This window comes from Achromobacter xylosoxidans, assembly GCF_002192695.1.
Taxonomy (GTDB): Bacteria; Pseudomonadota; Gammaproteobacteria; order Burkholderiales; family Burkholderiaceae_B; genus Achromobacter; species Achromobacter xylosoxidans_C.
Genome location: NZ_MTLG01000075.1, coordinates 83,988 through 109,067, shown reverse-complemented (window position 1 = coordinate 109,067; position 25,080 = coordinate 83,988). Strand labels below are relative to the sequence as shown.

Annotated in this window: 22 protein-coding genes; 9 read left to right on the top strand and 13 right to left on the bottom strand. The window is 68.2% G+C overall.

Going from position 1 to position 25,080, the window contains the following annotated elements; all coding sequences use genetic code 11:
* Positions 1-14: 14 nt before the first annotated feature.
* A complete protein-coding gene (locus BRO63_RS14780; RefSeq protein WP_088140490.1) occupies positions 15-1,007 on the bottom strand; it encodes a Bug family tripartite tricarboxylate transporter substrate binding protein in 993 nt (330 codons plus the stop codon).
* A 168-nt stretch (positions 1,008-1,175) separates the two neighbouring features.
* Between BRO63_RS14780 and leuC the strand changes: the two genes are divergently transcribed.
* The 3 genes from leuC to BRO63_RS14765 are packed head-to-tail and all read left to right on the top strand — an operon-like array spanning position 1,176 to position 4,250.
* Complete coding sequence (gene leuC / locus BRO63_RS14775; RefSeq protein ID WP_088140489.1) at positions 1,176-2,612, top strand: 3-isopropylmalate dehydratase large subunit; 1,437 nt, start codon at positions 1,176-1,178, stop codon at positions 2,610-2,612.
* Position 2,613: 1 nt separating this feature from the next.
* Entirely contained in the window at positions 2,614-3,222 is a 609-nt protein-coding gene (gene leuD, locus BRO63_RS14770; protein ID WP_088140488.1) for a 3-isopropylmalate dehydratase small subunit, read from the top strand.
* Positions 3,210-4,250 carry a LacI family DNA-binding transcriptional regulator gene (locus tag BRO63_RS14765; RefSeq protein ID WP_088140487.1) on the top strand — a complete coding sequence of 347 codons (1,041 nt, stop codon included), beginning with the start codon at positions 3,210-3,212 and terminating at the stop codon, positions 4,248-4,250. Before leuD ends, BRO63_RS14765 begins: the two co-directional genes overlap by 13 nt.
* Positions 4,251-4,274: 24 nt before the next feature.
* Here BRO63_RS14765 and BRO63_RS14760 read toward each other — a convergent pair whose 3' ends face one another.
* The 3 genes from BRO63_RS14760 to BRO63_RS14750 are packed head-to-tail and all read right to left on the bottom strand — an operon-like array spanning position 4,275 to position 8,158.
* Complete coding sequence (locus BRO63_RS14760) at positions 4,275-5,072, bottom strand: citryl-CoA lyase (protein ID WP_088140486.1); 798 nt, start codon at positions 5,070-5,072, stop codon at positions 4,275-4,277.
* Positions 5,073-5,119: 47 nt separating this feature from the next.
* Positions 5,120-6,097, bottom strand: a complete 978-nt coding sequence (locus tag BRO63_RS14755; protein ID WP_088140485.1) for a Bug family tripartite tricarboxylate transporter substrate binding protein — start codon at positions 6,095-6,097, stop codon at positions 5,120-5,122.
* A gap of 24 nt (positions 6,098-6,121) precedes the next feature.
* Positions 6,122-8,158, bottom strand: coding sequence for an acetate--CoA ligase family protein (locus tag BRO63_RS14750; RefSeq protein ID WP_088140484.1), 2,037 nt, complete (start codon positions 8,156-8,158; stop codon positions 6,122-6,124).
* A 123-nt stretch (positions 8,159-8,281) separates the two neighbouring features.
* Here BRO63_RS14750 and BRO63_RS14745 point away from each other — a divergent pair, with 123 nt between their 5' ends.
* Positions 8,282-8,959 (top strand): GntR family transcriptional regulator, encoded by a 678-nt coding sequence (locus tag BRO63_RS14745; RefSeq protein WP_088140483.1) that lies wholly within the window; start codon positions 8,282-8,284, stop codon positions 8,957-8,959.
* 20 nt (positions 8,960-8,979) lie between these two features.
* Positions 8,980-9,906 carry a LysR family transcriptional regulator gene (locus BRO63_RS14740; RefSeq protein WP_088140756.1) on the top strand — a complete coding sequence of 309 codons (927 nt, stop codon included), beginning with the start codon at positions 8,980-8,982 and terminating at the stop codon, positions 9,904-9,906.
* 4 nt (positions 9,907-9,910) lie between these two features.
* On the opposite strand, the gene BRO63_RS14735 is transcribed toward BRO63_RS14740, so the two are convergent.
* The 3 genes from BRO63_RS14735 to BRO63_RS14725 are packed head-to-tail and all read right to left on the bottom strand — an operon-like array spanning position 9,911 to position 13,088.
* Positions 9,911-10,786, bottom strand: a complete 876-nt coding sequence (locus BRO63_RS14735; protein WP_088140482.1) for an HpcH/HpaI aldolase/citrate lyase family protein — start codon at positions 10,784-10,786, stop codon at positions 9,911-9,913.
* Positions 10,783-11,796, bottom strand: coding sequence for an HpcH/HpaI aldolase/citrate lyase family protein (locus BRO63_RS14730; RefSeq protein WP_088140481.1), 1,014 nt, complete (start codon positions 11,794-11,796; stop codon positions 10,783-10,785). The genes BRO63_RS14735 and BRO63_RS14730 overlap by 4 nt, the downstream gene beginning before the upstream one ends.
* A 50-nt stretch (positions 11,797-11,846) precedes the next feature.
* On the bottom strand, positions 11,847-13,088 hold the full coding sequence (locus BRO63_RS14725) for a CaiB/BaiF CoA transferase family protein (protein ID WP_088140755.1): 1,242 nt from the start codon (positions 13,086-13,088) through the stop codon (positions 11,847-11,849).
* A 279-nt stretch (positions 13,089-13,367) separates the two neighbouring features.
* On the opposite strand from BRO63_RS14725, the gene BRO63_RS14720 reads away from it, so the two are divergent.
* Both BRO63_RS14720 and BRO63_RS14715 read left to right on the top strand, forming a co-directional pair.
* On the top strand, positions 13,368-14,759 hold the full coding sequence (locus BRO63_RS14720) for an alginate export family protein (RefSeq protein ID WP_179215100.1): 1,392 nt from the start codon (positions 13,368-13,370) through the stop codon (positions 14,757-14,759).
* Positions 14,760-14,785: 26 nt separating this feature from the next.
* Positions 14,786-16,474: an amidohydrolase gene (locus BRO63_RS14715; RefSeq protein WP_088140479.1), complete on the top strand. Its 1,689-nt coding sequence runs from the start codon at positions 14,786-14,788 to the stop codon at positions 16,472-16,474.
* Between the two features lie 56 nt (positions 16,475-16,530).
* Here the strand turns inward: BRO63_RS14715 and BRO63_RS14710 are convergent, their stop codons facing one another.
* From BRO63_RS14710 to BRO63_RS14685, 6 genes are all read right to left on the bottom strand, one after another.
* On the bottom strand, positions 16,531-17,553 hold the full coding sequence (locus tag BRO63_RS14710) for a porin (protein WP_088140478.1): 1,023 nt from the start codon (positions 17,551-17,553) through the stop codon (positions 16,531-16,533).
* Between the two features lie 26 nt (positions 17,554-17,579).
* Complete coding sequence (locus BRO63_RS14705; RefSeq protein ID WP_088140477.1) at positions 17,580-18,566, bottom strand: Bug family tripartite tricarboxylate transporter substrate binding protein; 987 nt, start codon at positions 18,564-18,566, stop codon at positions 17,580-17,582.
* Between the two features lie 89 nt (positions 18,567-18,655).
* The gene (locus tag BRO63_RS14700) at positions 18,656-19,645 is read right to left on the bottom strand and encodes a quinone oxidoreductase family protein (RefSeq protein ID WP_088140476.1); all 990 of its coding nucleotides are present in this window, start codon (positions 19,643-19,645) and stop codon (positions 18,656-18,658) included.
* Positions 19,646-19,735: 90 nt separating this feature from the next.
* Positions 19,736-20,650 (bottom strand): dioxygenase family protein, encoded by a 915-nt coding sequence (locus tag BRO63_RS14695; protein ID WP_088140475.1) that lies wholly within the window; start codon positions 20,648-20,650, stop codon positions 19,736-19,738.
* A gap of 47 nt (positions 20,651-20,697) precedes the next feature.
* Positions 20,698-21,726 (bottom strand): tripartite tricarboxylate transporter substrate-binding protein, encoded by a 1,029-nt coding sequence (locus tag BRO63_RS14690; RefSeq protein WP_088140474.1) that lies wholly within the window; start codon positions 21,724-21,726, stop codon positions 20,698-20,700.
* 73 nt (positions 21,727-21,799) lie between these two features.
* The gene (locus BRO63_RS14685) at positions 21,800-22,330 is read right to left on the bottom strand and encodes a cupin (protein WP_088140473.1); all 531 of its coding nucleotides are present in this window, start codon (positions 22,328-22,330) and stop codon (positions 21,800-21,802) included.
* Between the two features lie 161 nt (positions 22,331-22,491).
* On the opposite strand from BRO63_RS14685, the gene BRO63_RS14680 reads away from it, so the two are divergent.
* Entirely contained in the window at positions 22,492-23,418 is a 927-nt protein-coding gene (locus BRO63_RS14680) for a LysR family transcriptional regulator (RefSeq protein ID WP_088140472.1), read from the top strand.
* Positions 23,419-23,606: 188 nt separating this feature from the next.
* Entirely contained in the window at positions 23,607-25,079 is a 1,473-nt protein-coding gene (locus BRO63_RS14675; protein WP_088140471.1) for a hypothetical protein, read from the top strand.
* The last annotated feature ends 1 nt before the right edge of the window (position 25,080 follow it).

Genomic DNA, 25,080 nt, shown 5'->3' with positions numbered 1-25,080 from the left:
TCGTCAATGTGAGGTTATTGGACGGTGATGCCGGCGGCCTGGATGATCTGCGACCAGCGGACGGTGTCTTGCTTGATGAGTTCCGCGAACGCCGCCTGGCTGTCGACCACCGGCCACGCGCCCAGTTCGACCATGCGTGCCTTCATCTCCTCGGTCTGCAAAGCGGTCGCCAAGGCGCCATGGATTTTCTCCAGTACCGGGGCAGGCGTGCCTGCTGGCGCCAGCAGGCCGTACCAGCTGGGGGAGTCGAAGTCCTTCACCCCGCCTTCGGCAATCGTGGGCACTGTCGGCGCGCCTGGGAAGCGCTGGCCGGAAGTGACGGCAATCGCCTTGAGCTTGCCATTCTTGAGGAACGGATCCGCCACCGCCAGTCCTGTGATCAGCAGCGGAATCTGGCCTGACACCACGTCCGCAATCGCCTGCGCTCCGCTCTTGTATGGAATATGGGTCATCTTCATGCTGGTCGCGCGGTTCAGGCGTTCGCCGACCAGATGGCCCATGCTGCCTGCGCCGGCGCTGCCGAAATCCAGCCGCGAGTCGCCATTGCGCCCCAGCTTGACCAGTTCGGGCAACGTGTCGGCCTTGACGCCGGGATTGGCGACCAGCACCAGCGGCACCACCGCAATGCGTGAGATCGGCGCGAAATCGCGTTCAGGCTGAAACGGCAACTGGCGATACAGCGAGGGGTTGATGACCAGGGTGGCGTCGGCGGCGAACAACAGCGTGTAGCCATCCGCCGCAGCCTTGGCCACCGCGTCGCTGCCGATGTTGCCGTTGGCGCCAGGCCGGTTTTCAACGATCACGCTCTGCCCCAACGCATCGCCCAGCTTTTGCCCCAACACCCTGCCCAGGATGTCGGTGGTGCCGCCCGCGCCGAACGGCACGATCAGCCTGATGGGTTTCTCCGGATAGGCCGCCGTGGCGGCGGCGGGCGCCAGCGCCGCGCACATGCCCAACGCGGCCAGCATCGCGGCCGCCCTGTTGCGAACCTGCTTTACGCACTTCATGGATGTCTCCTCGTTATTTTTTTGGGAAGCGACTTCTGATAATGCACACGTTTGCACTGATCGCAATATAATGAGCCGAAATTTCCGCGTCAATATTCTTTCTGATGCTCGTTTACCCGGGTTTCATCCTGATTCACGAAATTCATACGTGTGCACTAGGGAGTCGCCATGCAGAGCCCCAACGCCGCACCGCCCCAGCCCGCTGGCGGCGCGCCGCAAACCCTGTTCGACAAACTGTGGGATGCCCATTACGTCGCCGACCTGGCCGACGGGCGCAGCCTGATCCACATCGACCGTCATCTGCTGCATGACCTCTCCAGCCCGCAGGCCTTCGCGTCGCTGCAGGCCCAAGGCCGCCGCGTGCATAGCCCGCGCCGGAATGTGGCGATCGCCGACCACATCGTGTCCACCGCGCCGGGCCGCCGCACCGAACATGTGCCGGGCAGCGAGGCCATGATCGCCGCGCTGGAAAGCAACGCCGCCCGCACGGGCATACGCCACTATGGCGTCGACGACCCCGACCAGGGCATCGTGCATGTCATCGCGCCCGAATTGGGCCTGGTGCTGCCGGGCATGACCGTGGCCTGCGGCGACAGCCATACCTCCACCCTGGGAGCGCTCGGCGCCTGGGCCTGGGGCATCGGCACCTCGGAAGCCGAGCATGTGCTGGCCACCCAGACACTCGCGATGCGGCGCCCGCGCGCGATGCGCCTGACACTGGCCGGCGCCCTGCCCGCCGGCTTGAGCGCCAAGGACCTGACCCTGCACGTACTGCGCCGCATAGGCGTGCGCGGCGCGGCCGCCGGTTTCCTGGAACTGGCCGGCGCGCCGGTGGCGGCGTTGTCGATGGAAGAGCGCCTCACGCTTTGCAATATGGCGATCGAAGCCGGCGCGCGCGCCGCCGTGATCGCACCCGACGCGGTCACCATCGACTATCTGCGGCGCCATGCGCCCGCCGCGCGCCTGGACGACGCCGCGCAACAGGCCTTCCGCGCCCTGCGCAGCGATGCCGGGGCCCGCTACGACACCGAGCTGGACCTGACTCTGGCGCTGGACGCCCCGCAGCTGACCTGGGGCACCATTCCGTCGCAGGTCGCGGGAGTGCATGAAGTCCTGCCCGACCCCGATGACGCGGCCGAGGCCGGCGAACGCACCGCACTGCGCCAGGCTTATCGCTACATGGGCCTGACGCCGGGCGGAGTCCTGGCGGGCGTGCCGGTGCAATGGGTGTTCATCGGATCCTGCACCAACGGGCGGCTGTCCGACCTGCTGGCGGCGGCGCGCGTCGTGCAAGGCCGCCGGGTCGCCGCGGGCGTGCGCGCGCTGGTGGTCCCGGGGTCGCAGCGGGTCAAGCGGGCGGCCGAACAACTGGGCCTGGACCGCATTTTCCTGGCGGCAGGATTCGAATGGCGCGAACCGGGCTGCTCCATGTGCGTCGGCATGAATGCGGACAAGGTGCCGCCAGGCGAGCGCTGCGTGTCGACCTCGAATCGCAACTTCGAAGGACGCCAGGGACCCGGCGCCCGCACCCATCTCGCCAGCCCCGCCAGCGCGGCTGCCGCGGCCATTGCCGGCGCCATCATCGATCATAGGGATCTGGTCTAATATGAAGCCCTTTATTCAAGCCCACGGCATCATCCTGCCCATGAATCAAGACCACCTGGACACCGACGCGATCGTGCCCCAGCGCTGGCTGGTCACTGTCGAGCGCAACGGCCTGGCAGATGGCTTCATGGGAGGCTTGCGCTATGACGAGCACGGCCAGCCGCGCCCGGACTGCGTCCTGAACCAGGCTGGCTATCAAGGCGCCGCCATCGTGCTGGCGCGCGAAAACTACGGCTGCGGCTCGTCGCGCGAACATGCCGTGTGGGCGCATCAGGAATATGGCATCCGCGCCATCGTGGCCGCCAGCTACGGGCCGATCTTCCACGAAAACTGCCTCAAGAACGGCCTGCTGCCCGTCACGCTGCCCGTCGCTGTCATCGACGCGCTGATGGCGCAGGCCTTGGACCGTCCCGGCAGCAGCTGCACCGTCGATCTGGCAAGCCAGCGCGTCATCGGGCCGGACGGCCAGGCCCATGCCTTCGAGATCGATGCCGGACGGCGTCAATTGCTGCTCGACGGCACGGACGACATCGACCTGGCGCTGCAGCGCGCGGCCGAGATCGACGCCTTCCAGCAGCGCCAGCAACGGACCCAGCCATGGCTGACATAGCCGCCCGCACCAACGTCACGATCAAGGACATCGCGACCGCGCTGGACCTGTCGCACGCGACCGTGTCGCGCGCCTTGGCCGACCACCCCAAGATCAGCGTCGCCACCAAGGCCAACGTGCGCGAGGCCGCCAGCAAGATGGGCTACGTGCCCAACGGCACCGCCCAGAACATGCGTTCCGCGCGCAGCCCGGTGATCGGCCTGATCGTGCCGGACATCCAGAACGACTTCTACGCCTCGGTCGCCAAGATCGTGGCGGATGCCGCCGTGGCCCGCGGCTTCCAGCTGGCCCTGAGCATCACCGAGGACAATCCGGAGCGCGAACTCAACGACCTGCGCGCTTTCGTCGTGTCGCGCGCTGCCGGCGTGATCATCACGCCCACCGTCACGCCCAAACCCGAGACCATCGCCTTGCTCAAGGGCGTGCACGCCATCCAGCTGATCCGCCAACATGCCTCGATGGCGGCCGAAGCAGTGGTGATCGACGAACAGGCCGCGACCCGCGCTGCCGCCGAACACCTGATCCACTACGGCCACCGGCGCATCGCCTATGTCGGCACCACCACCGACCTGAGTTGCGGCGAGGACAGGCTGGCCGGCTTCTACGGCGCGATGCGGCATGCCGGACTGGACGCCAGCATGACCGCGGTCGGACCGCCCCGGGTCGAGTTCGCCCATCGCGCCGTGCACGGCATGATGGGCGGCGCCCAGCCCCCGACCGCCCTGATCGTGGGCAGTTCGCGGCTGACCGTCGGCGCGCTCAAAGCCTTGCGCGGCCTGGGCCTGGCTTGCCCGGCCGACGTGTCGGTCGTGGGCTACGGCGATCCCGATTGGTTCGAGCTGGTCGGCGACGGGCTGACCACGGTGGCGCCGCCCGTCTACCCCATGGGCGCCTACGCCATCAATCTGCTGTTGGCGCGCATCCACGGCGAGACCGAACCCGTTCCGGCAGACCCCGGCCATCCCCTGCCCTCGCGATTTCCGGCCACGCTCACCATCCGCAGTTCGACACGGCCGTACACCGCCTGAGGCCGCGGACATGCCCGGGCAGTTTCATGCGCCCGCCTCCCGCGCCGCCGCGTGCAGATGCGCCGACACTTCCGCATCCGTGCGCACCCACAGACGTTCGGCGATGGGATTGCGCAATTCCTCCGCAATATGGCCGACCAACCCCACCGCGCGCCCGATCACGGCGATGCCGCGGCACAGTTGCCAGGGTATGCCCAGTTCGCTCGCCAGGGCCGCCAGCGCCCCGGTCGCGTTCACCGGCAGCACGCCCGGCTTGTTCAAGGCCAGCTCCGCCTGCGCCGACAAGGCCTGCATCAACGCCACGTAACGGCCCTTGAACCCTGTGCGCTCGGCGACGGCGAACAGCGCCGTCGCGCGCGGGTCCACGGGTTTATGTACCGGATGCCCCAGGCCCGGCACCAGTTGCTTCGAGGCGCGATGCTCGGCGACGATGGCGCGCGCGGCCGCGTCGATGTCCAGCGCTTCCGCGCTGCCCAGCGGCAATGCCTGCTGCAGCAGCCGCGCCGCGCCCTCCGCCGTGCCGACGAACTTGGTCCCCATGCCGCACAAACCGGCGGCGATGGCGGCCTGCATCGATTCGGGGGCGCCGAGATACGTCAGGCGCGCCACCATCGCCGTCGGCGTCATGCCGTGCTCCACCAGCACCGCCAGCAGCGCATTGAACAGAGTCGACTCCTGCGGGTCGGGGGTACGGCCGGTAATTTCCAGAAAGGCGAAATCGCCAAGATTCAAGTGGCCGATGATGTCGCGATTGAGGTCGTGGCCTCGCACCACGATCTTCGTGGCATTGCTCCATCCCATGTCGGAAGTCAGGGTAGTCATGGTTGTGCTCCGTGTCGTCTGTGTAGTCTCTGTAGTCTGTGTCCGGCCTAGTCCAGCTTCACGCCGGCCGTCTGCACGCGTTGCGCCGCGACGGCGCGATCCTTGGTCAAGAAACCGGCAAACGCTTCAGGCGTTTCGCTGACAGGCTCAAAGCCGATCGCCTTCAGGTTCTTGTCGACGAAATCGGCCGCCCCCACGATCTCGGCCACGTCGGCGGCGATCTTGCCGCGTATGGCCTGAGGCGTGCCCGCTGGCGCGGCCAGCGCGAAGTACACCGACGCATCGAATTCCGGATAGCCCGCCTGGGCGAAGGTCGGCACGTCGGGCGCGATCGCCACGCGATGGGGGCCGGCCAGTGCGATGGCCTTGAGTTTTCCCGTGGCGACATAGGGCATGGGGCCGCCGCTGATGGCGAACAACATGTCGACGCGTCCCGCCATGACGTCCTGCAGCGCCAGCGGCAGCCCCTTGTAAGGCACCTCGCTGGTCTGCACGCCGTAGAGCTTGTTGAACCACGCCGCCGCCAGATGCAGCACCCCTCCTATGCCGGTAATGGCGAAGGTATGCTTGCCTGGGCTCGCCTTCAGATAGGCGATGGTCCCTGCCACATCGTTGGCGGGAAAGTCTGGCCGCGTCACCAGCATCAGCTGCGCGGTGACGACGCGGCATACCGGCGCCAGATCGGTTTCGGCCTTGTAAGGCAGTTTCGCGTACAGCTGCGGGTTCAGGGAGAACGCGGCTTCCGATCCAAGCAGCAAGGTGTAGCCGTCGGGCGCGGACTTGGCCACCAGATCTGCGCCGATGATTTCATTGGCGCCGGGCCGGTTCTCCACGATGACCGGCTGGCCCCACTTTTCACTCAGCTTCTGGCCGACCGCGCGCATCAGCGCGTCGGCAGGCCCGCCGGCGGAATACGGCACCACGACTTTCACGGGCTTCTCCGGGTACCCGGCCGCCTGCGCCCAGAGCGGCGCGGTGGAACCGGCCAGCGCCAGGGCAGTCAATATTGCAGCGAATTTGCTCATCACAATCTCCTTGTGCCTGTTGGCCTACGCCTGCAGATAGATCGCCGCATCCACTGCGGCGGCGCCATGCTTTCCTACCGTGACCGGGTTCAGTTCGATCTGCGCCACCGCGGGCGCCGCCTGCAACGCCGCGTCGGCCAAGGCGGCAAGCAGTTGAACCGCCGGCTCGAAGCCGCTGGCGCCACGGTGCCCTTCCTGCAAGGCGCGCCCCACCAGCGTCGATCCCAGCGCGGCAGCCAGTTCGCCGGCGCTGGCCGGCAAGGCCACGAAGCGCACGTCTTTCAACAGTTCCACCCACTGTCCGCCCGATCCCACCATCAGCACCAGGCCCAGCTGCGGATGCGCAAACGTGCCCGCGACCAGCTCGTGGCCCGGCAGGTAGCGCAGCGCCAGCACCTGATCGCTCGGCCACTGCGCCACGCGCGCCAGCGCCTGGGCCAGTTCTTCGTCGTTGCGGATGTTGAGGATGACGCTGTCCTGGTCGGAGATATGGGTCTCGGTCGAGTCCGCCTTGATCACCAGCGGGTAGCCCAGTTCCCGCGCAGCACTGGCCAGGCCGTCGCGCGTGCAGGCGCGCATGGCGGGCACCGCCACGCCACGCTGGCCCAGCCATTGCAGGGCAGCGCCTTCGCTCATCGCTTGCGCGGCGGCGCCGGGCCGGCCTGCCGCGGGCGCATCGCCGGCAGGCCGGCGGCCGGCGGCGCGGCGCAGGCGGTCCAGGCAGCCCGCCAGCAGCGTGGCCGAATGGAATACGGGAATGCCAGCCTCGCGCAATACTTCGCGCGACTGCGTTTCGTAGGAACCGCCGCTCCACAGCACGGCCATGCCGCACCCGGTTTGCTTACGCACACCTGCCAGGATCTCGCAGACTTCCGTGTAGTCGTCCAGCGTGGTCAGGATCGGCACCACCGTGCGCACCGCGGGATCCGTCAGCAGGACGTTCAGCACATCGGCGTGCAAACCCGGGTTTTCGTAGCCCAGGGCGGTGATGTCGATCGGGTTGTGCACGGAAATGTAATCGGGCAGCACCTCGGCCAGCCGGGCTTCGGTGGCTGGCGCCAACTCGGCGAAACGCAAGCCATGCGCGTCGGCCTGATCCGCGAACAAGGTGATATTGCCGCCCGAGATGCACAGAGAAGCGATGCCCTGCGCATGCCCGGCGTCAAAGCCATGACGCAGCAGTTCGCACAGGCCCAGCGCGTCGTCCGCGTCGCTGGCGCACACGATGCCATGCTGCTCCGCCACGTCCCGCACCAGCCGGTAATCGCCCGCCAGCGATCCTGTATGCGACAGCGCCATGCGCGTGCCGGTCTGGCCGCGCCCCAGCTTCAGCAAAACCACCGGTTTGCGCAGGCCCAGCCTGCGCACCGCGTCGATCACCTCGCAGGCGGCCCGTTCGGCTTCGGTGATCGCGAGCACGACGCGCGTGGCGGGATCCTGGAACATGTATTCCAGCAGGTCGCCGTATGAAACGCCGGCCGAGTTCCCGGTATTGACGATGTGACTGAACCCCATCCCGGCGCGTTGCGCGAAATAGGCGATGGTGGCGTAGGCCAGGCCCCCGCTTTGCGACACCAGGGCCACGTCGCCCGCTCCCTGCGCGCGCTTGAGCACCGCCGACGGCGCCGCCATCACCCGCGCCGCCAGGTTCGAGAACCCCATGCAGTTGGGGCCGATAAAGGTCATGCCCCGCGCCAGGTCCTCCAGCGTTTGCTGGGCCTCCTGCCCGCCCGCGCTGGCCTCGGCATAGCCGGAGGTATAGATGCTGGCCCCAGGCACGCGCTTGGCCCGGCACTCTTCCAACACCTGCGGCACGCGCTCCTTGCCGACCACGATCACGCAATGATCGACCTCGCCCGGTATCTGCGCGACCGAGCCGTAGCACGCGAGTCCCGCGACCTCCTGGTAGCGCGGATTGACCGGATAGATGGCGCCCTGGTAGCCCCCTTCGCGCAGGGCGGGAATCAACTGCCCCGCCAACTTGTTGGGCGCCTGGGAGGCGCCAACGATGGCGATGCTGCGGGGGTTCAACAGCTTGTCGATGCGTTCTACGGCGTTCATGTCACTGTGTCTCCTAGGAGGCTTTGCCTGCTGGCTTGCCATTATTGAACTACGTTTTTGTAGGACAATAATGTACGGCCATGTGCCGTACAATCAGGGTAATCGCGTAGCAGACCGGACCTCATGACAGAAACCAACAAGCCCACCGCCACCGCTGGAAGCACGCTCGAATACGTCGTCGACACGCTGCGCCAAGGCATACTCAGCGGCCGGCTGGTGCCAGGCCAGCGCCTGGTCGAAGCCGACCTCACCCGCCAACTGGGCGTCAGCCGCGGCCCGGTACGCGAGTCCTTCCGCCGCCTGTCGGCCGAAGGATTGGTCGAGAGCATCCCCAACCAGACCACCATGGTGCGCCGCTATTCCAAGGCGGAAATGCTGGAACTCTTCGAGATACGCGCCGAACTTGAAGCGCTTGCGGCCAGGCGAGCGGCACAGTGCATGCAGGATGCCGCAGCCAAAGCCAGCTTTCTGGCGGCCATCGGCCCCATCTGGGAAAGCCATCCCCTGGCCGCCACCCCCTACTTCGACGAGAACCGGCGCTTCCACCAGGCGATCGCCGACCTGTCCGGCAACACCCAGCTGGCCGACCTGATCAAGAAGCTGCAATTGCCGCTGATCATGTTCCAGCTGGGCGGCGCCATCAGCCCCCAGTCCATCCAGGCGTCCATCAATGAGCATCGCCGGATCGCGCAAGCCATCATCGACGGCGATGGCCGCAAGGCGGCAGCCGAGGTCAAGGCTCACCTCAAGCGCGCCTGTGAAATGGTCGAGAGCATGCCTGCCTCGATCTTCCGTTCCTGATGCCGGACCCGGCCAGCGCCATGCCTACCGATCGCTCCGTGCCCTCGACGCCGAACATCAATCTGAAGCTGCTGCAGATCTTCGCGCTGGTCGGCGAAGTGGGCAGTTTCCGCGAAGCGGCCCGCCGCGCCAACCGTTCCCAATCCGCCGTCAGCGCCCAGGTGCGCCAGCTGGAAACCCAGCTGGGCGTGGAACTGTTCCGCCGCACCACCCGCAACGTGCGGCTGACCCAGGAGGGCGAACAGCTGCTGGCGCATGCGCGCCGCGCCGTCCAGGAGATCGACGAGGGGCTGCGCGGCCTGCGCGAGTCCGTCGAGGTCAGGCGCGGCCGCGTCGCGCTGGCATGCGCGCCTACCGTGGCCGGTTCGCAACTGGCCGGCATACTTGCCGTCTTCGAGCGCGACTATCCCGGCGTGCATGTCCAGGTATTCGAGCAATCGGCGCAAGCCATGTTCGACAGCGTGCGCGGCGAATTGGTCGACTTCGCCGTCGGCCCGGCGGCCGACAGCGCGGATTTCGACTTCCGACATATTTGCGACGACCCGCTGTACGCGGTCACACCCAAGCAGTTCAGCCTGCCCACGTCCGCGGCCACCATCTCGCTGCAAGCGGTGGCGCGCATGCCCTTGCTGCTGCTGGACCACGCCACCGGCCTGCGCGCCATCATCGAGGACGCGCTGCGCACGGCCGGGCTGCAGTGGCAATGCCGCTACCAGTTCACCCAGGTCCAGACCCTGATAGAAATGGCGCGCGCCGGCCTGGGCTGCGCCATCCTGCCGAAGATCGCGCTGCCGGATACGCGCGGCGCGGGCCTGACGGCGCTGCGCATCGCGCGCCCATCGCTGACCCGGCAACTGGCCATCTGCACCCTGCGCGGCAGCGAACTGTCGCCAGCGGCCGCCCGGCTGGCCGACCTGGCCCAACGCATGATCGCCGGGGCGGCCTGACGCCCTAGGCCTCGATCGCGCGGGCCAGCGCCAGCACACGGTGCGCTTCGTCCACGTGCAGGGCCTCGACCAGCCTGCCGTCGACCACGGCTACGCCGCTGCCACGCGCCTGGGCCTCGCCCCAAGCCGCGATCACCGCCTGCGCCCGTTCAATCTCGGCATCCGACATGCCGAAGGCGGCATTGGCCGCCTCGATCTGCCGCGGATGGATCAGCGTCTTGCCGTCGAATCCCAGATCGCGGCCCTGGAGACACGCCGCCTGCAAGCCCGCCGCATCATCCAGGTCCAGATGCACGCCGTCCAGCGCCAGCAGCCCATGCGCCCGCGCCGCCAGCACCGTCAAGGACAAAGCCGCCAGCACTTCCGTGCGCGCCGCCGTATGCCGGGCGTGCAAGTCCTTGACCAGATCCGAGGTGCCCGCCACCAGCGCACGCAAGGCCGGCCCGGCCGCGGCGATGGCGGCCAGGTTCAGGATCGCGGGCGGCGTCTCCACCATGGCCCAAAGCGGCAGATCCCGGGCGCCGCACTGGCCGGCCAGCCCCGACACCTCGGCCAATTGTTCCACACGTTCCACCTTGGGCACCAGCAAGGCGTCAGGCCGCAGCGGCGCCAGCGCCTGCACGTCGGCCAGGCCCCAGGGCGAGTCCAGCGCATTGATCCGCACCACCACGCTGCGGCGCCCGAAGCCGCCTTGCCGCAGCGCTTGCGCCACCAATTCACGCGCCTCATCCTTGGCGGAGACCGCAACGGCATCCTCCAGATCCAGGATCAGCGCGTCCGCGTCCAGTTCCCTGGCGCGCGCCAACGCGCGCGGATTGGCGCCCGGCATGTACAGCACCGACCGGAAAGGCCGCCCGGCCTGTTCGCGCGCCGCGCTCATTTGCGGCTCCGCTGCGCCGGCGCGTCGCCCCCCGCGGCCTGCGGGCTGGCGGGCTTGGGCGCCAGCCGCAGCAGGTTCTCCGCCATCTTGATGCTGGCGATGTCTATGAGGCGGCCGTCCAGGCTGGCGGCGCCGCGGCCGTCCGCTTGCGCCTGCTCCATGGCGGCCAGGATCCTGCGCGCCTGGGCCAGCTCGGCCTCGGCTGGCGTGAACGCGTCGTTGGCCAGCGCGATCTGCGACGGATGGATGGCCCACTTGCCCTCGTAGCCCAGCGCGGCCGCCCGGCGCGCCGCCGCGGCATAGCCCTGCGCGTCGGAGTAGTCGCCGAAGGGCCCATCTATCGGCCGCAAGCCATACGCGCGGCACGCCACCAGCACGCGGGATTGCGCGTAATGCCAGAGGTCTGCCGGATGGAAAGCGCGCGTCTGCGCCGCGCCCTCCGACAGGACGCCGTAGTCCGGATGGCCGCCGCCGATGACCGTGGACCGGGCCCGCACCGAGGCGGCGTAGTCGCCCACGCCGAACGACAGGGCCTCGATGCGGCGCGAACTCTGCGCGATCTGGTCCACATTCGCCAGCCCCAGCGCGGTCTCTATCAGCACATCGAAGCCGATGCGCCTGGCCCGCGGGTGCGCCAGCTCGATCTGGCTGACCAGCATATCCAGCGCATACACGTCAGCGGCCACGCCCGCCTTGGGAATCAGCAGCATGTCCAGGCGCGGGCAGGCCTCCACGATATCGACCACGTCGCGGTACATGTATTCGGTATCCAGGCCATTGATGCGCACCTGCATCGTCTTGGCGCCCCAGTCGATCTCGTTGAGGGCGGCGATGACGTTGCGGCGCGCGGCCGCTTTTTCGCCGGGCGCGACCGCGTCCTCGCAGTCCAGGAAGATCACGTCCGCTTGCGAACGCGCCGCCTTCTCGAACAAGGCGGTGTTGGAGGCCGGCACGGCCAGCTGCGACCGTTGCAGGCGCGCCGTGGCCGGCGCAATCAGGGTTGCACTCATGGATGTCTCCTTTTGGTATGGGCGGGCTCTAGTTTTGGTATGGGCGGGCTCTAGATGACGCGCGCTTGCCGCAGCGCCTGCATGCGCTCGGCCGTCAGGCCCAGCAGGCCCTGGTAGACGGCCTCGTTGTCGGCCGCCAAGCCTCGTCCGCTGTGGCGGAAGCTGGCCGGCGTGGCCGACAGGCGCGGCACGGCCGCGGGCAGCACCAGCTCGCCGGCACGCGCATCCTGCACGGTCAGCATGTTGGCGCGCGCGGCGTATTGCGGATCCTTGAATATGTCTTCGATGGTGTAGATCTGGGCGCAAGGCACTCCCGCCTCCTGCGTCTGGCGCAGCACGTCCGCAAGCGACAGCCCTGCGATCCAATCGGCCACGCGCTGGTTGATCGCTTCGCGGTTGGCCACGCGCACCGTGCCGTTCGGATAGGCCAGCGCCAGGTCAGGCTGGCCCATCGCTCCCGCCAGCCGCTCGAACATGCGGTGGTTGGAACACGCCAGCGCGACCCATTCGCCGCCCGCGCAGCGATAGTGGCTGTGCGGGACCACGTTCACGACATCGGCGCCCAGCCGCTCGCGCACCACGCCATAGCGCGCATAGGCGGGCGCCATTTCGTCCAGCAGCCGGAACACGGATTCGTACAGCCCGATATCGATGAACTGCCCTGCTCCGCCCGACTCCACCACGCGCAGGGCCAGCAGCACGCCTATGGCGCCCCACATGCCCGAGGTGTAATCCGCCATCGAAGTGGATCCGGGCACCACCGGCGGGCCGCCCGCTTCGCCCGCAAGGTTGGCCAGACCCGAAAACGCATGCGCGATCCGCGCAAACCCGGGTTCCTGGCTCTTGGGACCGGTCTGCCCATAGGCGGAAATCCGCAGCATCACCAGCCGCGGATTGATCCTGCGCAGGTCTTCGTATCCGATTCCCCACTTCTCGAGTGTGCCGGGACGGAAGTTTTCCAGCACCACGTCGGATTCCGCGACCAGCTGCCGGAACAATTCCGCACCTTCCGGCTGGCGCAGGTCCAGCGTCGCGGTCTGTTTGTTGCGGGCTTCGCTCAGCCAAATCAGGCTGTCGCCGCATTCCGTCACGGTGCCGAACTGGCGCAGCGAATCGCCTTCGCCTGGCTGCTCTATCTTGATGACCTCGGCGCCAAAATCCGCCAGGATGGTGCCGCAGAACGGCGCGGCGATGAATGTCGCGATATCGAGCACGCGCACGCCTGCCAAGGGCCCTGGGCGCGCCCCGGCGCGGTCGGTGGATGAAGAGGTGGATTGCTGCGCTTGAGACACGGTGGCGGCCTTATGCAAGGGTTGAAAGCACGCGGCGAAGGATCTCGCCACCAGGCCACTCTATCGGGCCGCCATAGCCGCGGCGAGCGCGATTTTCGCGTCGATTGATCGTATTTTCTTCAGCGCAGCCATCCTGCGACATCTGGATCAGCGTTCTTTTTATAGGACGCATCAGGCGGTTGACGGCGACTACCGCCACCCCCGCGCTTACCCTATCTTCCCCGCCTGGCCCCGTCATTACGCTCCGCGTCCGGATACTTCCGGCGCAGCCCAGGCAACTTGAACCTCATCCGTATCGCAATCCTCCCCCTGGCCGCGCTGGCGCTCTCGGCGGCGCAGGCCGCCGAACCCGCGCTGCCGCCCATCGACCCCTGGCGCTATTCCGAGGACTACAGCTACCTCGACGACCCCGCCAGGCGCACCGGCGCCTGGGGCGAGGCCGGTAAGTGGATCCGGCTGGGCGAGTCCGCGACGCTGACCCTGGGCGCCGAGCTGCGCGCGCGCTATGAGCGCTACCGCAACAACGAATTCGGCGACGCGGCCGTGCCCGACGAGGGCTACCAGCTCTACCGTTTCCTGCCCTATGCCGACCTGCGGCTGGGCCGGCAGGTGCGCGCCTTCGGCCAGTTGAACCTGACCCATGCCGAGCGCGACGCCGGCACCATCGGACCTCCCGACGACACCGGCCGCGACGTGCTGCAGGCTTTCGTCGACGTCTCCTTTCCGGGCGATGCGGGCACCTGGACCGCGCGCGCCGGCCGCCAGGTCATGGCCTACGGCAGCGAACGGCTGATCTCGGCGCGCTATGGTCCCAACGTGCTGCGCTCGTTCGATGGCGGCGCCCTGGGCTGGCTGGGCGGCGATCTGCGCGTGGACGGCTTCCTGGTGCGACCGGTGCGCAACGACCCGGACGATTTCAGCGACCGCGCCGACCCGCAGCGCAGGCTCGGCGGCCTCTATGGCACCTGGTCGGCGCCCGGCGGCCTGGCCGACACCGGCCTGGATGCCTACCTGCTGTCGTTGTCCAGCGACTCGGCCCGCTACAACCAGGGCAGCGGCCCCGAAACCCGCAACGCGCTGGGCACGCGCTACTTCGGCAAGCGCGCGGGCTGGCGCTGGGACCTGGAGGCGGTCTATCAGTACGGCAGCTTCGCCGGCGCGCCAGCGCGGGCCTGGTCGCTCGCCAGCGACGTGAGCTACACGTTTCGCGGCGCGCCGCTGCAGCCACGCGTGGGCCTGAAGGCCAACATCATCAGCGGCGACCGCAATCCGGACGATCCCAAGCTCCAGACCTTCGCCGTCTTCTTCCCCAAGGGCAAGTACTTCGGCGAAGCGGGCCTGATCGGCCCCTCCAACCTGATCAACCTGCATCCCTCGCTCACGCTGGACCTGGGTTCCGGCTGGACGCTGGGAACCGCGGCGGTCTTCTATTGGCGCCAGAGCCTGCAGGACGGGGTCTACGGCGTGGCCGGCAATCTGCTGCGGCCGGCCGGCGCCAGCCGTTCGCGCTATATCGGCACGCAGGCCGACGTGGTGCTGGGCTGGGAAGTGTCGCGCCACCTGAGTTTCGAAGCCGCCTACTCGGTGTTCCGGCCCGGCGGCTTCATCCGCGATACGGGCCGCGCCGAGACCGTCCATTTTTTTGGCCTGGAAGCGCTATGGCGCTACTGAACCCCCTCGATGACCGGAGACTACACATGAAAATAGCCACAACGCTCGTCCTCGCGTTGGCAGCGGCGTTGCCCTGCGCCGCCCACAGCCGCGACGCCGACCTGGTGCTGCGCAACGGCCAGATCATCACCATGGATCCCGCGGCGCCGCGCGCCACGGCGCTGGCGATCCAGGGCGAGCGCATCGTGGCGGTGGGCGGGGACGGCGAAATGGCGCCGCACGTCGGTCCGGCCACGCGCCAGCTGGACCTGCAGGGCCGCACGGTGATACCTGGCCTCATCGACACGCACATCCACGCCATCCGCGGCGGCCAGACCTATACGTTCGAAACCTACTGGTACGACGCGCCCAGCCTGGCGGACGCGCTGGACCGGCTGACGCGGGACGCCGCACAACGTCCGCAGGATCATTGGGTCGCGGTGGTCGGATCGTGGCATCCGCGCCAATTCCGCGAGCGCCGCGCGCCCACGCGCGCCGACCTGGACCGGGCAGCGCCCGCGCATCCGGCCTACGTGCAATACCTGTACGACTACGCCCTGCTCAACAGCCGCGGCATCGAAGCGCTGGGCCTGGACAACCCGCAACCGCCGCAACTGCACGGCATCACGGTCGAGCGCGACGCGCAGGGCCGCGCCACCGGCAGGCTGCTGGGCGGCATCGGCCCGTTCAACGCGCTGTTCGCGCGCCTGAGCCATACCGCCGACCGCGCCGCCGGACTGCAAGCCTTTCTGCGCGCCATGAACGCGCGCGGCCTGACCGGCTTCATCGATCCCTCGGCCGGCGCCGCCGAAGCCTACGAGCCGCTCTACGCGCTGCGCGACCGCGGCGAACTCACCGTGCGCGCGGGCTACCGGATCTCGGCCATGCGCGCGGGCGGCGAGGCGCAATGGTTCCGCGACATCATGGCATTCCGCCCGCCGCGCCATGACGATGGCAAGCTCGCCTTCCTGGGCTTGGGCGAAAACCTGGTGTCCGCCATGAACGACGGCGTGCGCATGGGACCGGGCTTCAACCCGCCGGCGGAAGCGCGCCAGGAACTCGCCCGCATCGCCAGGTACGCGGCCGAACGCCGCATCCCGCTGGAGATCCACGCCTACACCGACGACGCGGCCAGCGCCATCCTCGACGTGTTCGAGGAAGTCGGCCGCGACCACGACCTGCGTCCGCTGCGCTGGTCGATCGCGCACCTGAACACCGGCTCGCGCCGAACGCTGGAGCGCATGGCGCGCCTGGGGCTGGCCTACACGGTGCAGATGGGTCCGTACTTCGAGGGCGAGGCGATACGCGAGGCCAATCCCAAGGCGGCGGAGCTGGATTCGCCGCCGCTGCGCACGGCGCTGGACCTGGGCCTGCCGGTCGCGGGCGGCACGGATTCCACCCGCATCGGCGTGGCCGGGGTCTGGCAGGCGGTCGAGTATCACGTCCTGGGACAAGCCATCGGCGCCACGGCGCAGCGCCAACCCGAGGCCTTGCTCACGCGGGAAGAAGCGTTGGCGCTCTATACGCGCCAGGCCGCATGGCTGGCGTTCGACGAAGACGACCGCGGCCAACTAAACGCCGGCAAGCTGGCCGACCTGGCAGTGCTGGACCAGCCCTACCTGACGATGCCGGCCGACCAGATCCACGCCATCAATTCGGTACTCACGCTGCTGGGCGGCAAGCCGGTCCATGACGCGGGCGTGCTGCCGGCCGCGCCTGCCAAGGCGGTCCGATAAAAGTAGCGGCCCCGCCCCGAGAGCGGGGCCGCTGGCCCGCAAGCGCGGCGCCGCGCTCAGAACGAATGGCTGATCCCGACCTGGAAGCCCTTCGAGTTCGCGCCCGGCACGCCTTCCGGCGCGACGTCCCCGGTCACGAAGGCGGCATTGCCCTCGTTCTTGATGAACGATGCGGCCGTGTACAGCACCGTGCGCTTGCTGAGCGCATAGGTATAGCCCAACGCGAACTGCTGGGCGTCGTCGCCTTCGTACTGCCCGCTCTGGGTGGAACGGGAGTACGACAGCTTCACATGGCCGCCGCCCACGGGCACCGACGCGCCCGCCAGGGCCACGTGCTGCTTGTCCGAACCGATCTTCTGCTGCAGGTAGTTGGCAAACAGCTTCACCACGCGGAAGTCGTAGCTCGCGCCCACGGTCGCCGTCTCGTAGTGATCGCCGCCGCCCATCGAGGTCCTGCCATAGGCGGCCGCAACGTTGAGCGGACCGGACTGGTAGCCCAGCCGCCCGCCGGCGTAGTCGGCGCCGCGCAGGTCTTCCTCGCGCGCATAGTTCAGATGGCCGTATACCCCGCCCAGGTTCTTGGGCAGGAAGTACGCCACCATGTTGCTGGCGCGCGAGAGCGTGGTGGCGCCTTCCATCCCCAAGGGCCAGCCCTTGATGATGTTGCTGCTGCCGCCCACGCCCACGGTGCCGAAGGGCGAGAACGAAGACACGTTCCAGAAGGCCGCCGTGTAATCCCGGCCCAGCCGCAGTTCACCATAGCGCTCGTTGCTCAGGCTGATGGTCGAGCGCCGGGTCCAGTTCAGTCCCTGCGGCCCGCCGGTGTTCGGCAGGATCGGCGCCTCCAGCCAGAACCCCACCGAATTGCCGTTGCCCAGGTTCTCGGTGCCGCGCATGCCGATGCGGCTGGGCAGCATGTAGCCGCCCTGGTCCATGCCGATCTTGGACGTGCTGCCCGCCGTGGCGCTGGTCACGTTCAAGTCGATGTGGCCGAACAAGGTCAGCGACGACGATTGCGCCAGCGCCGGACCCGCCAGCGCACAGGCTCCCAACAGGCCGATTCTTCTGACTATGGACATATTCCCCCCCAAAAAAAACTCGCAGCTCAGTTGCCGACACGTATGCCGGCGCCGCGGATCAGGCTGCCGGTGCTTTCCATTTCCCGGCCGATCAGCTCGGCGAATTGCTGCTGCGGCATGGGCGCGGGCTCGGCCCCCAGGTTCTCGAAGCGCTCGCGCGTGGCGTCCGAGCGCAGCGCCTGTTCGGTGCCGGCATGCAGCTTGGCCAGGACCGCCGGCGGCGTCGCGGCAGGCACGAACATGGCCACCCAGAACTGCTGGTCCACGCCGCGGTAACCGGCCTCTTCCGTCGTGGGCACGTCCGGCAGCGCGGGCGAGCGGTGGTCGGCGCTGATCGCCAGCGCGGTCAGCTTGCCGGCCTTGACCATGGGCAAGGCCAGGGGCAGCGGCAGGAAGAACCAGTCGACCCGGCCGGCGATCACGTCGTTGACCGCCTCCGGCGTGCCGCGGTATGGCACGTGGATTGCCTGGATGCCGGTCGCCGCCCTGAACTTTTCGCCCGCGATGTGCGCGCCGCTGCCGCTGCCGGACGAGCCGTAGGTGTACTGGTCGGGTTCAGCGCGGGCGCGCTCCACCAGATCCTTCAGCGACTTGAAGTTGCGCGAGTTCGACGCCACGATCACGTTCGGCATCGACGCCAGCATGGTCACGGGCGTGAAGTCCTTGAGGGTGTCGTACTTGAGGTTGGCGTAGAGCGACTGGTTGGCCACATGGGCGGCGGAGTGCACCAGCAAGGTGTAGCCATCGGCCGCCGCGCCTGCCACCATGGTTGCGCCCAGCACGCCGCCGGCGCCCGGCCGGTTCTCGACCACCACCGGCTGGCCGAGTTTCTTCTCCAGCTGTTCGGCCACCGTCCGGCCGATGACGTCGGTGGTCGATCCCGCCGTGAACGGCACCACCATCCTGATGGGGCGCGCCGGATAATCCGGCTGGGCCTGCAAGGTGGAGGAAAGCCCCACGACGCCAGCCAGGGCCGTCGCGTATTGAAGGAAATGTCTGCGGTGCAGTGTCATGGTTTGTCTCCTTTTATGCTTCTGCTGCGCGAAAAAAAGCCGATCGCCCATGACGGACAGGCGATCGGCCGCATAAAGCGTGTTGCGGATCAGGGCGCGAGGACGGGCCGGTCCTGCGCGCCTTCCAGCACCTTGATGTAGGCTTCGCGGGCTTGCGCCAGCGGCACCACGGCGCCGGGACTTACCGGGAAGGACTGCAGGCTGCCGTCCTCGAAGCCGGGCAGCAACTCGCGGAACACCGCGGCGCAGCGGGTCGAGTCCAGCTTCAGGCTGTCCACGCCGATCAGTTGGAGGTCACGGCGGTAGAAGGCCTGGATGTCGAAGGGCACATTGCGGTCGGGCGTGGAAATGACGATCTGCCGCCCGCCCACCTTGAGCGATTCCAGCGCCGCGGCGAAGTACGGCGAGCCCACCGTGTTGTAGGCAATGTCGGCGCCCGCCTGGCTGGTCAGCTCCATGACACGCTGGGCGATCCCGTCGCGGCTGCCATCGATGACCGATACGCCCGAAACCGCATGGCCCACATAGCCCTCACCGCCGCGCTCCACGCCGATCACCCGGGCGCCGGCGCGGCTGGCCAGCTGGATGGCGGCCTGGCCGACCTTGCCGTTCGAGCCGAACACCACCACGGTCTGGCCAGCGCCCGCCAGGCCGGCGCGGCGCAAGCCTTCATATGCTGTGACGAAAGGCACGCCCGCCATGGCCGCGCTGGCGGCCGCGATGTGCGCGGGCCTGCGCACCAGCGCTGCGACGGGCAGCAGCAAGTAGCGCGCATGGGTGCCGTCGCGCGTGATGCCCAGGTCGCCGCCGGTGCCCCAGACTTCCTGCCCTATCCATTCGCCCGGCCCGGCAATCACCTTGCCGGCGTAGTCGCGCCCTGGGGTACGCGGCCAGATTGCGTAAGGCATCATGCCCATGGCCGCCTTGACGTCGCTGGGATTGATGCCGGCGGCGCTGACTTCGACCACGGCATGGCCTTCTGGCGGCTGCGGCACGGAGATATCGACCAGGGCCGGCTGCAGGTCGGCGACGGCGGAAACGCGTTCGGTCACGCGCAGGGCTTGGGTTTTCTTGCTCATGTCTGTCTCTGGATTCTGGTTGTTGCGGGCAAAGGCTGCCCGGGGCGCGGCAGGCCGCGCCGGATAGAGGGCGAATGTGGAAAGGCGGACTCAGGAAAGCGGCGGCTTGGGCATGCGCGTTTCACCCGGCTCGAGCTTGAGTTCCACGTCCAGGCGGTAGGTGCCGTCGCCCGCCGGCTCGAACTTCCTGAGCAACGACCCCACCGCGCCGAATGCCGCGTCGCTGTAGGCGTAGGCGTCGTTGGCGTCGAAGATCTGGGTGGTCAGGACCTTGTGCCCGGGCGCCGAGGCGATGAAGTGCAGGTGCGCGGGCCGCATGTGATCGCGCTGCTGCAGCGCCAGCAAGTCGCCGCAAGGACCATCGATAGGCACGCCGTAGCCGGCGGGCTTGACGCTGTCGAACCAGAAGCGGCCGTCCGCGTCGGTCATGAAGACGGCCCGCAGGTTCATGTCTTCCTGTTCCGGATCCTGGTTCTCGTACAGGCCGCTGGGCGCGGCCTGCCAGGTTTCCAGGCGCGCGCCCGCCAGCGGCTGGCCGTCCAGCGTGCAGATGCGGCCCGTCACCAGCAGCCGATCGCCCGTCGTATCCTCGGAGGCGATCCTGGCGCCGTTTTCGAGCACGGGCTGGTTGGCGCGCCAGAACGGCCCGATCAGCGCGGGCTCCGTGCCGCCCGCCTGCAGCACGCCCTCGGCGTCCATCAGCAGCACCAGCGTGGCCACGCCCAGGATGTCGGCCAGCAGGATGCCTTCGTGGCGCAGCGGATTGGTGGCCTGGCCCACCCGCGCCATGAAGTCCAGGCCCTGGTGCAGCTCCTCGTAGCTCAGCTTTACGTCCGCAGCGAACGCGTGCAGGTGCCGGATCAGGGAATCAAGAACTTCGCGAGCGCGCGGATCCGCAGCCTGATTGACCGCAAGAACCGCTTCCAGCAACGCTTGCGGCGTGGCGGGTATGGCGCGCTGTACGCCGGCGGCGCGCGTATCCGCGCAGGAATTGGCATGACTCATAAACATTCAACCCTGTAGTCTGACTAATGAAATTTGCGTGCCGCGCTTCAGTCGGCCGTTATTCCCGCCTCGGCCGCGACCGCGGCCCATTGCGGGACCTCCTGCGCCACCCTGGCCTTCAGCGCCGCTGAAGAACTGGCGATGGCGCGGAAACCGAGCCCGTCGAGCTGCTTGCGCACCGGCTCCTTGCCCAGCGCTTCAGCCACTGCCTGGTTGACGCGCTCGACCATGGCCGCGGGCGTGCCCGCCGGCGCGAACAGCGCCTGGATGGTTTCCGAGCGGAAATCGGCGAAGCCGGCTTGCGCGATCGTCGGCACGCCCGAAAGCGCTGGCCAGCGTTCTTCCCCGCCCACGGCCAAGGCCCTGAGCCGGCCGTCGGCGAGAAACGCCTGCGCCGCGGGCAGCGCGGCAAAAGCGCAGTCGACCTGGCCGCCCAGCGCCGCCAGCACCGCGGGCGCGGCGCCCGAATACGGGACGTGCAAAGCCTTGACACCCGCGCGCCGCCATAGCAGTTCGGCCGCCAGATGCACGCTGTTGCCATTGCCCGGCGTCGCGTATGTGAGCGTGCCGGGATCCCGGGCGGCGGCGTCCTGCAGATCCTTGAGCGTGGCCAGGCGGCTTTCGGCGCGGACCACGATGACGTCCGGAGAACTGACCACCAGGCTCACCGGCGCGAAGTCGCGCACCGGATCGTAGGCGGGCCGTTCCGCGGCGATGGCGGGATTCGTGACGAACGAGGACGACACCAGCAGCAGCGTGCCGCCGTCCGCCTGCGCCTTCGCGACCGAGGCCACGCCGATATTGCCGCCTGCGCCCGGGCGGTTCTCCACGATCACGCTCTGCCCCAGATAGGCGGGCAGCTGCGCGGCCAACAGGCGCGCGACGATGTCCGTGGAGCCCCCGGGGGCGAACGGCACCACCAGACGCACCGGCGTGCGCGAACTCCTGCCGAAGAACGGAACGAGCTGCTTGGCCTGGCCCATCGCAGGAACCGCGCAAAGCGCGCCCGTACAGGCGACGGCCCGCAGCACGCGTCTTCTTGCAATCAGCCGGGATACGCCCTTGGCATCGCTCATTCCATGTCTCCTCTATCGATTTCTTCGTTATCGATGGCGCCGCGCCGTGACCAGCGCAGGCCACCATGCGGCATCAGCTGTCCGCTTTTTCCTTCAGGAAGCCGTCCGTGCCATAGACCAGGCCGGTGTTCTCGGCGGCGCGCACCACGTCCGGATGCCAGGCGATGCGGCCGCATTCCTCGTCGGTGCCGCCGACCACGGAATAGACGACCAGGGCATGCGGGTTGGGATTGCGGAATCCGCGCATCACGCCGATGGGGCAGGAAATCACGTCCCACTGGTTCAGCATCACCGAGTGCTCGCCCTTCTCGCCCCAGATCACCTCCATCTGGCCGTTCAGCGGGCAGAAGACTTCCTCGGTCTTGTGGGCATGCAGGCTGGCGCCCTGTCCCACGGGAATTTCAATGAAGGTCACGCCAAAGCGGTGGTTGCCGGGGATGGCCGGCTCCACGCCTTTGTTCTCCAGCACGCCGCGGTTCATGATCTTGTAGATGTTCTTCTTCATGCCCGGCAGGCGGCTCTCGATGAAGGTCTCGCGGTAGGGTTCGACCTTGCCCCAGCGCGCGATGCGGGTGGCTTCCATTTCCTGGGGATTGATATCCATGTCATTCCTTTTTTTGATGAGCTTTAAACGGAGAATTGCTGCGTATTTCTCGCGGCTGATGCAAGTTAAAGCTCGCCGCCACACAGCGTCCACTACCATTTTCTTACCGCTCTCATATAATTTTGTTATGAATCAATCCGCCACATAGGGCAGCTACCGAAATGGATCTGCGGCAACTCCGCTACTTTGTTGTCCTGGCCAACCAAGGGCACTTCGGCCGCGCCGCGAGCGTCCTGCATGTGGCGCAGCCCGCGCTCACGCGCCAGATCCAGTTGCTGGAAGAGGAGCTCGGCGTCCAGCTCTTCGTGCGCCACTCGCGCGGCGCGTCGCCCACCGAAGAAGCCGCCTTCCTGCTGGAGCGCGCCTCCTTCCTGCTGCGCTACGCCGAACAACTCAAGCAGGACATGTCGGCCCTGCAACGCCATCCCAGCGGCCCCGTCGTCATCGGCCTGTCTCCGGGACTCGCCATGACGCTGGCCGTGCCCCTGACGCGCGCCGTGCGGGAACAGCTCCCTGAAGTCCGGCTGCGCTTCGTTCAAGCCTTCTCTCCCACGCTGCACGAAATGCTGCTCAAGGGCCAGGTCGACCTGGCCGTGCTCAATGGTCCGGTACCCGTCGCCAACCTGCTCACCTATCCCTTCCTGACCGAAGGCATGTGCCTCATCGGACCGCCCGCGCACCGCAAGCCCCGGCCCGCGCGGATCGGCGTGCGCGACCTGGCCGAACTGCCGCTGGTGATGACCGGCCTGGCCAAGTCCGGCGTGCGGCTCGAGCTCGAGGCCCAGGCGGCGCACGCCGGGGTGCATCTGAATCCGGTGGTGGAAGTCGAAACCATGGAAGTCGCCAAGCGCCTCATAAAGGAAAAGGTCGGCGTGACCGTGCACTTCGCCGCAACCGTGCTGGAAGACATCGAGGCAGGCCGCCTGTCCGCCCAGCCGATCGAGGGTCTCAGCCTGCGCCGCATCCTGGCCCACCCTTCGGATCGGCCGGCCTCGCGCGCCACCAAGGCGGCGGTCGAGATCCTGCGCCAGGTGGCGCACGAGCTGGTGGCGACGAAGCGCTGGCCGCACGCCACGCTGGACTTCTGAACCCGCCCCCGCAGGTTGCGGCATTTTTATCATCGTCCCGCGTTCCAGACGCAGGACGCAGCGTACGGTTGCCGCGCCTTCCAAAAGACCCCGCGATCGGGCAGGCATGAACCGCCGCGGCGCGGCTCTCGGCATACACTGCTACGCGCTACGCCCGTCCCGGACCCCGCCATGCAGACGTTCAATCCATGATGTACCTCCTGTGGTCGTTACCCGCCCTGGCCGTCATCGGCGCCATCGCCAGCGGGCGCCTGAACACCACGGCCGCCGCCGTGCTGGGCCTGCTGGCCGCCGTGCCCATCGCCCTGTACACGGCGCCCGCATCTTTCAGCGCCGGCCAGCTCGGGTTGGCTTTGGAACGGGGTCTCTGGATAGGCGGGATCATCACGCCATACATCCTGGGCGGCTTGCTGTTCTGGAACATGGCGGCGCAAGGCCGCGCGCCCCACCAGGCGGCGGACGGCGGCAAGACGGCGTTGTCCACCCCCCTGGCGCGCCGCCGGCTGCTGTTCTTTGCCTGTTTCCTGGTAGGCCCGTTCGCCGAGTCCGCCACGGGCTTTGGCGTGGGCATGCTGGGAACGGTGCTGCTGATCCGGCCGCTGCACCTGAAGCCGCGCGACACCATGGTGTTCGCGCTGCTGAGCCAGACCCTGATACCCTGGGGCGCGATGGGCAGCGGCACCCTGCTGGCATCGGCCTACGCGCGGGTCCCGGCAACGGAGCTGGCGCTGTACGGCATGGCGCCGGTGGCCTTGCTGACGGTGCTGTGGATGCTGCTGTACTGGCGCACGGCAAGGCGCGCGGGCCTGCGGACCGAGCCGGCCGAACATGTGCGCGAAGCCATCTGGATGATCGCGAGCCTGGCCGCGCTGAGCGCCGCGACGGCGCTGCTGGGGCCGGAAACCGCGCTGCTGTCGGCCTACGGCCCGCTCATCGTCCTGCGCTTTCTACTGGACCGCCGGCCTGACCGGTCCACGATGAAGGCGGCGGCGCGCAAGGCCCTGCCCTACATCCTGATGATCGCCTGGCTGGTGGCCACACGCTTGCTGCCGGGGCTGAGCAGCGGCTTGGCCGGATTGGCGGCATTCAGGCCATTTCCGGACCTGCCCGGCTGGATGCCCTTGCTGCATGCCGGCAGCTGGCTCCTCATCGGCGCCGTGCTGATGGCTGCCCTGCGCCGCCAGCGCGGCTTGCTCGCGGCGCAGGCGCGCGCAGCCTGGACCACGGGACGCCACGCCGTGTACTCGGTATTCCTGTTCGCCATGATGGCCGAAGTCCTGGCGGGCGCCGGTATCTCGCAAGCCTACGCCGACGGCCTGTTCGCAAGCCTGCAGGACTGGACCATCCTGATCACGCCGGTGCTGGCCGGAATCTTCGGCATCCTGGCCAATAGCGGCAACGCGCCCAACAGCCTGTTCATGCCCGCGCAGCTGTCGCTCGCGCTGAATGCCGGCCTGAGCGTCCCGGCCGCGGCGGCGCTGCTGCATGTGTCGGGCACGTCGATGGGGATATTCTCGCCGGTGCGGATGTCGATCGCGGCCGGGCTGGCCCATGGCCGCGGCGAAGAACGCGGCGTGTATGCGCAGCTAATGCCCTATGCCCTGGCCGCGTTCGGCGTGCTGCTGTGCCTGGCGGTGCTGGTGGTGCTGTCGGGATCCTGAG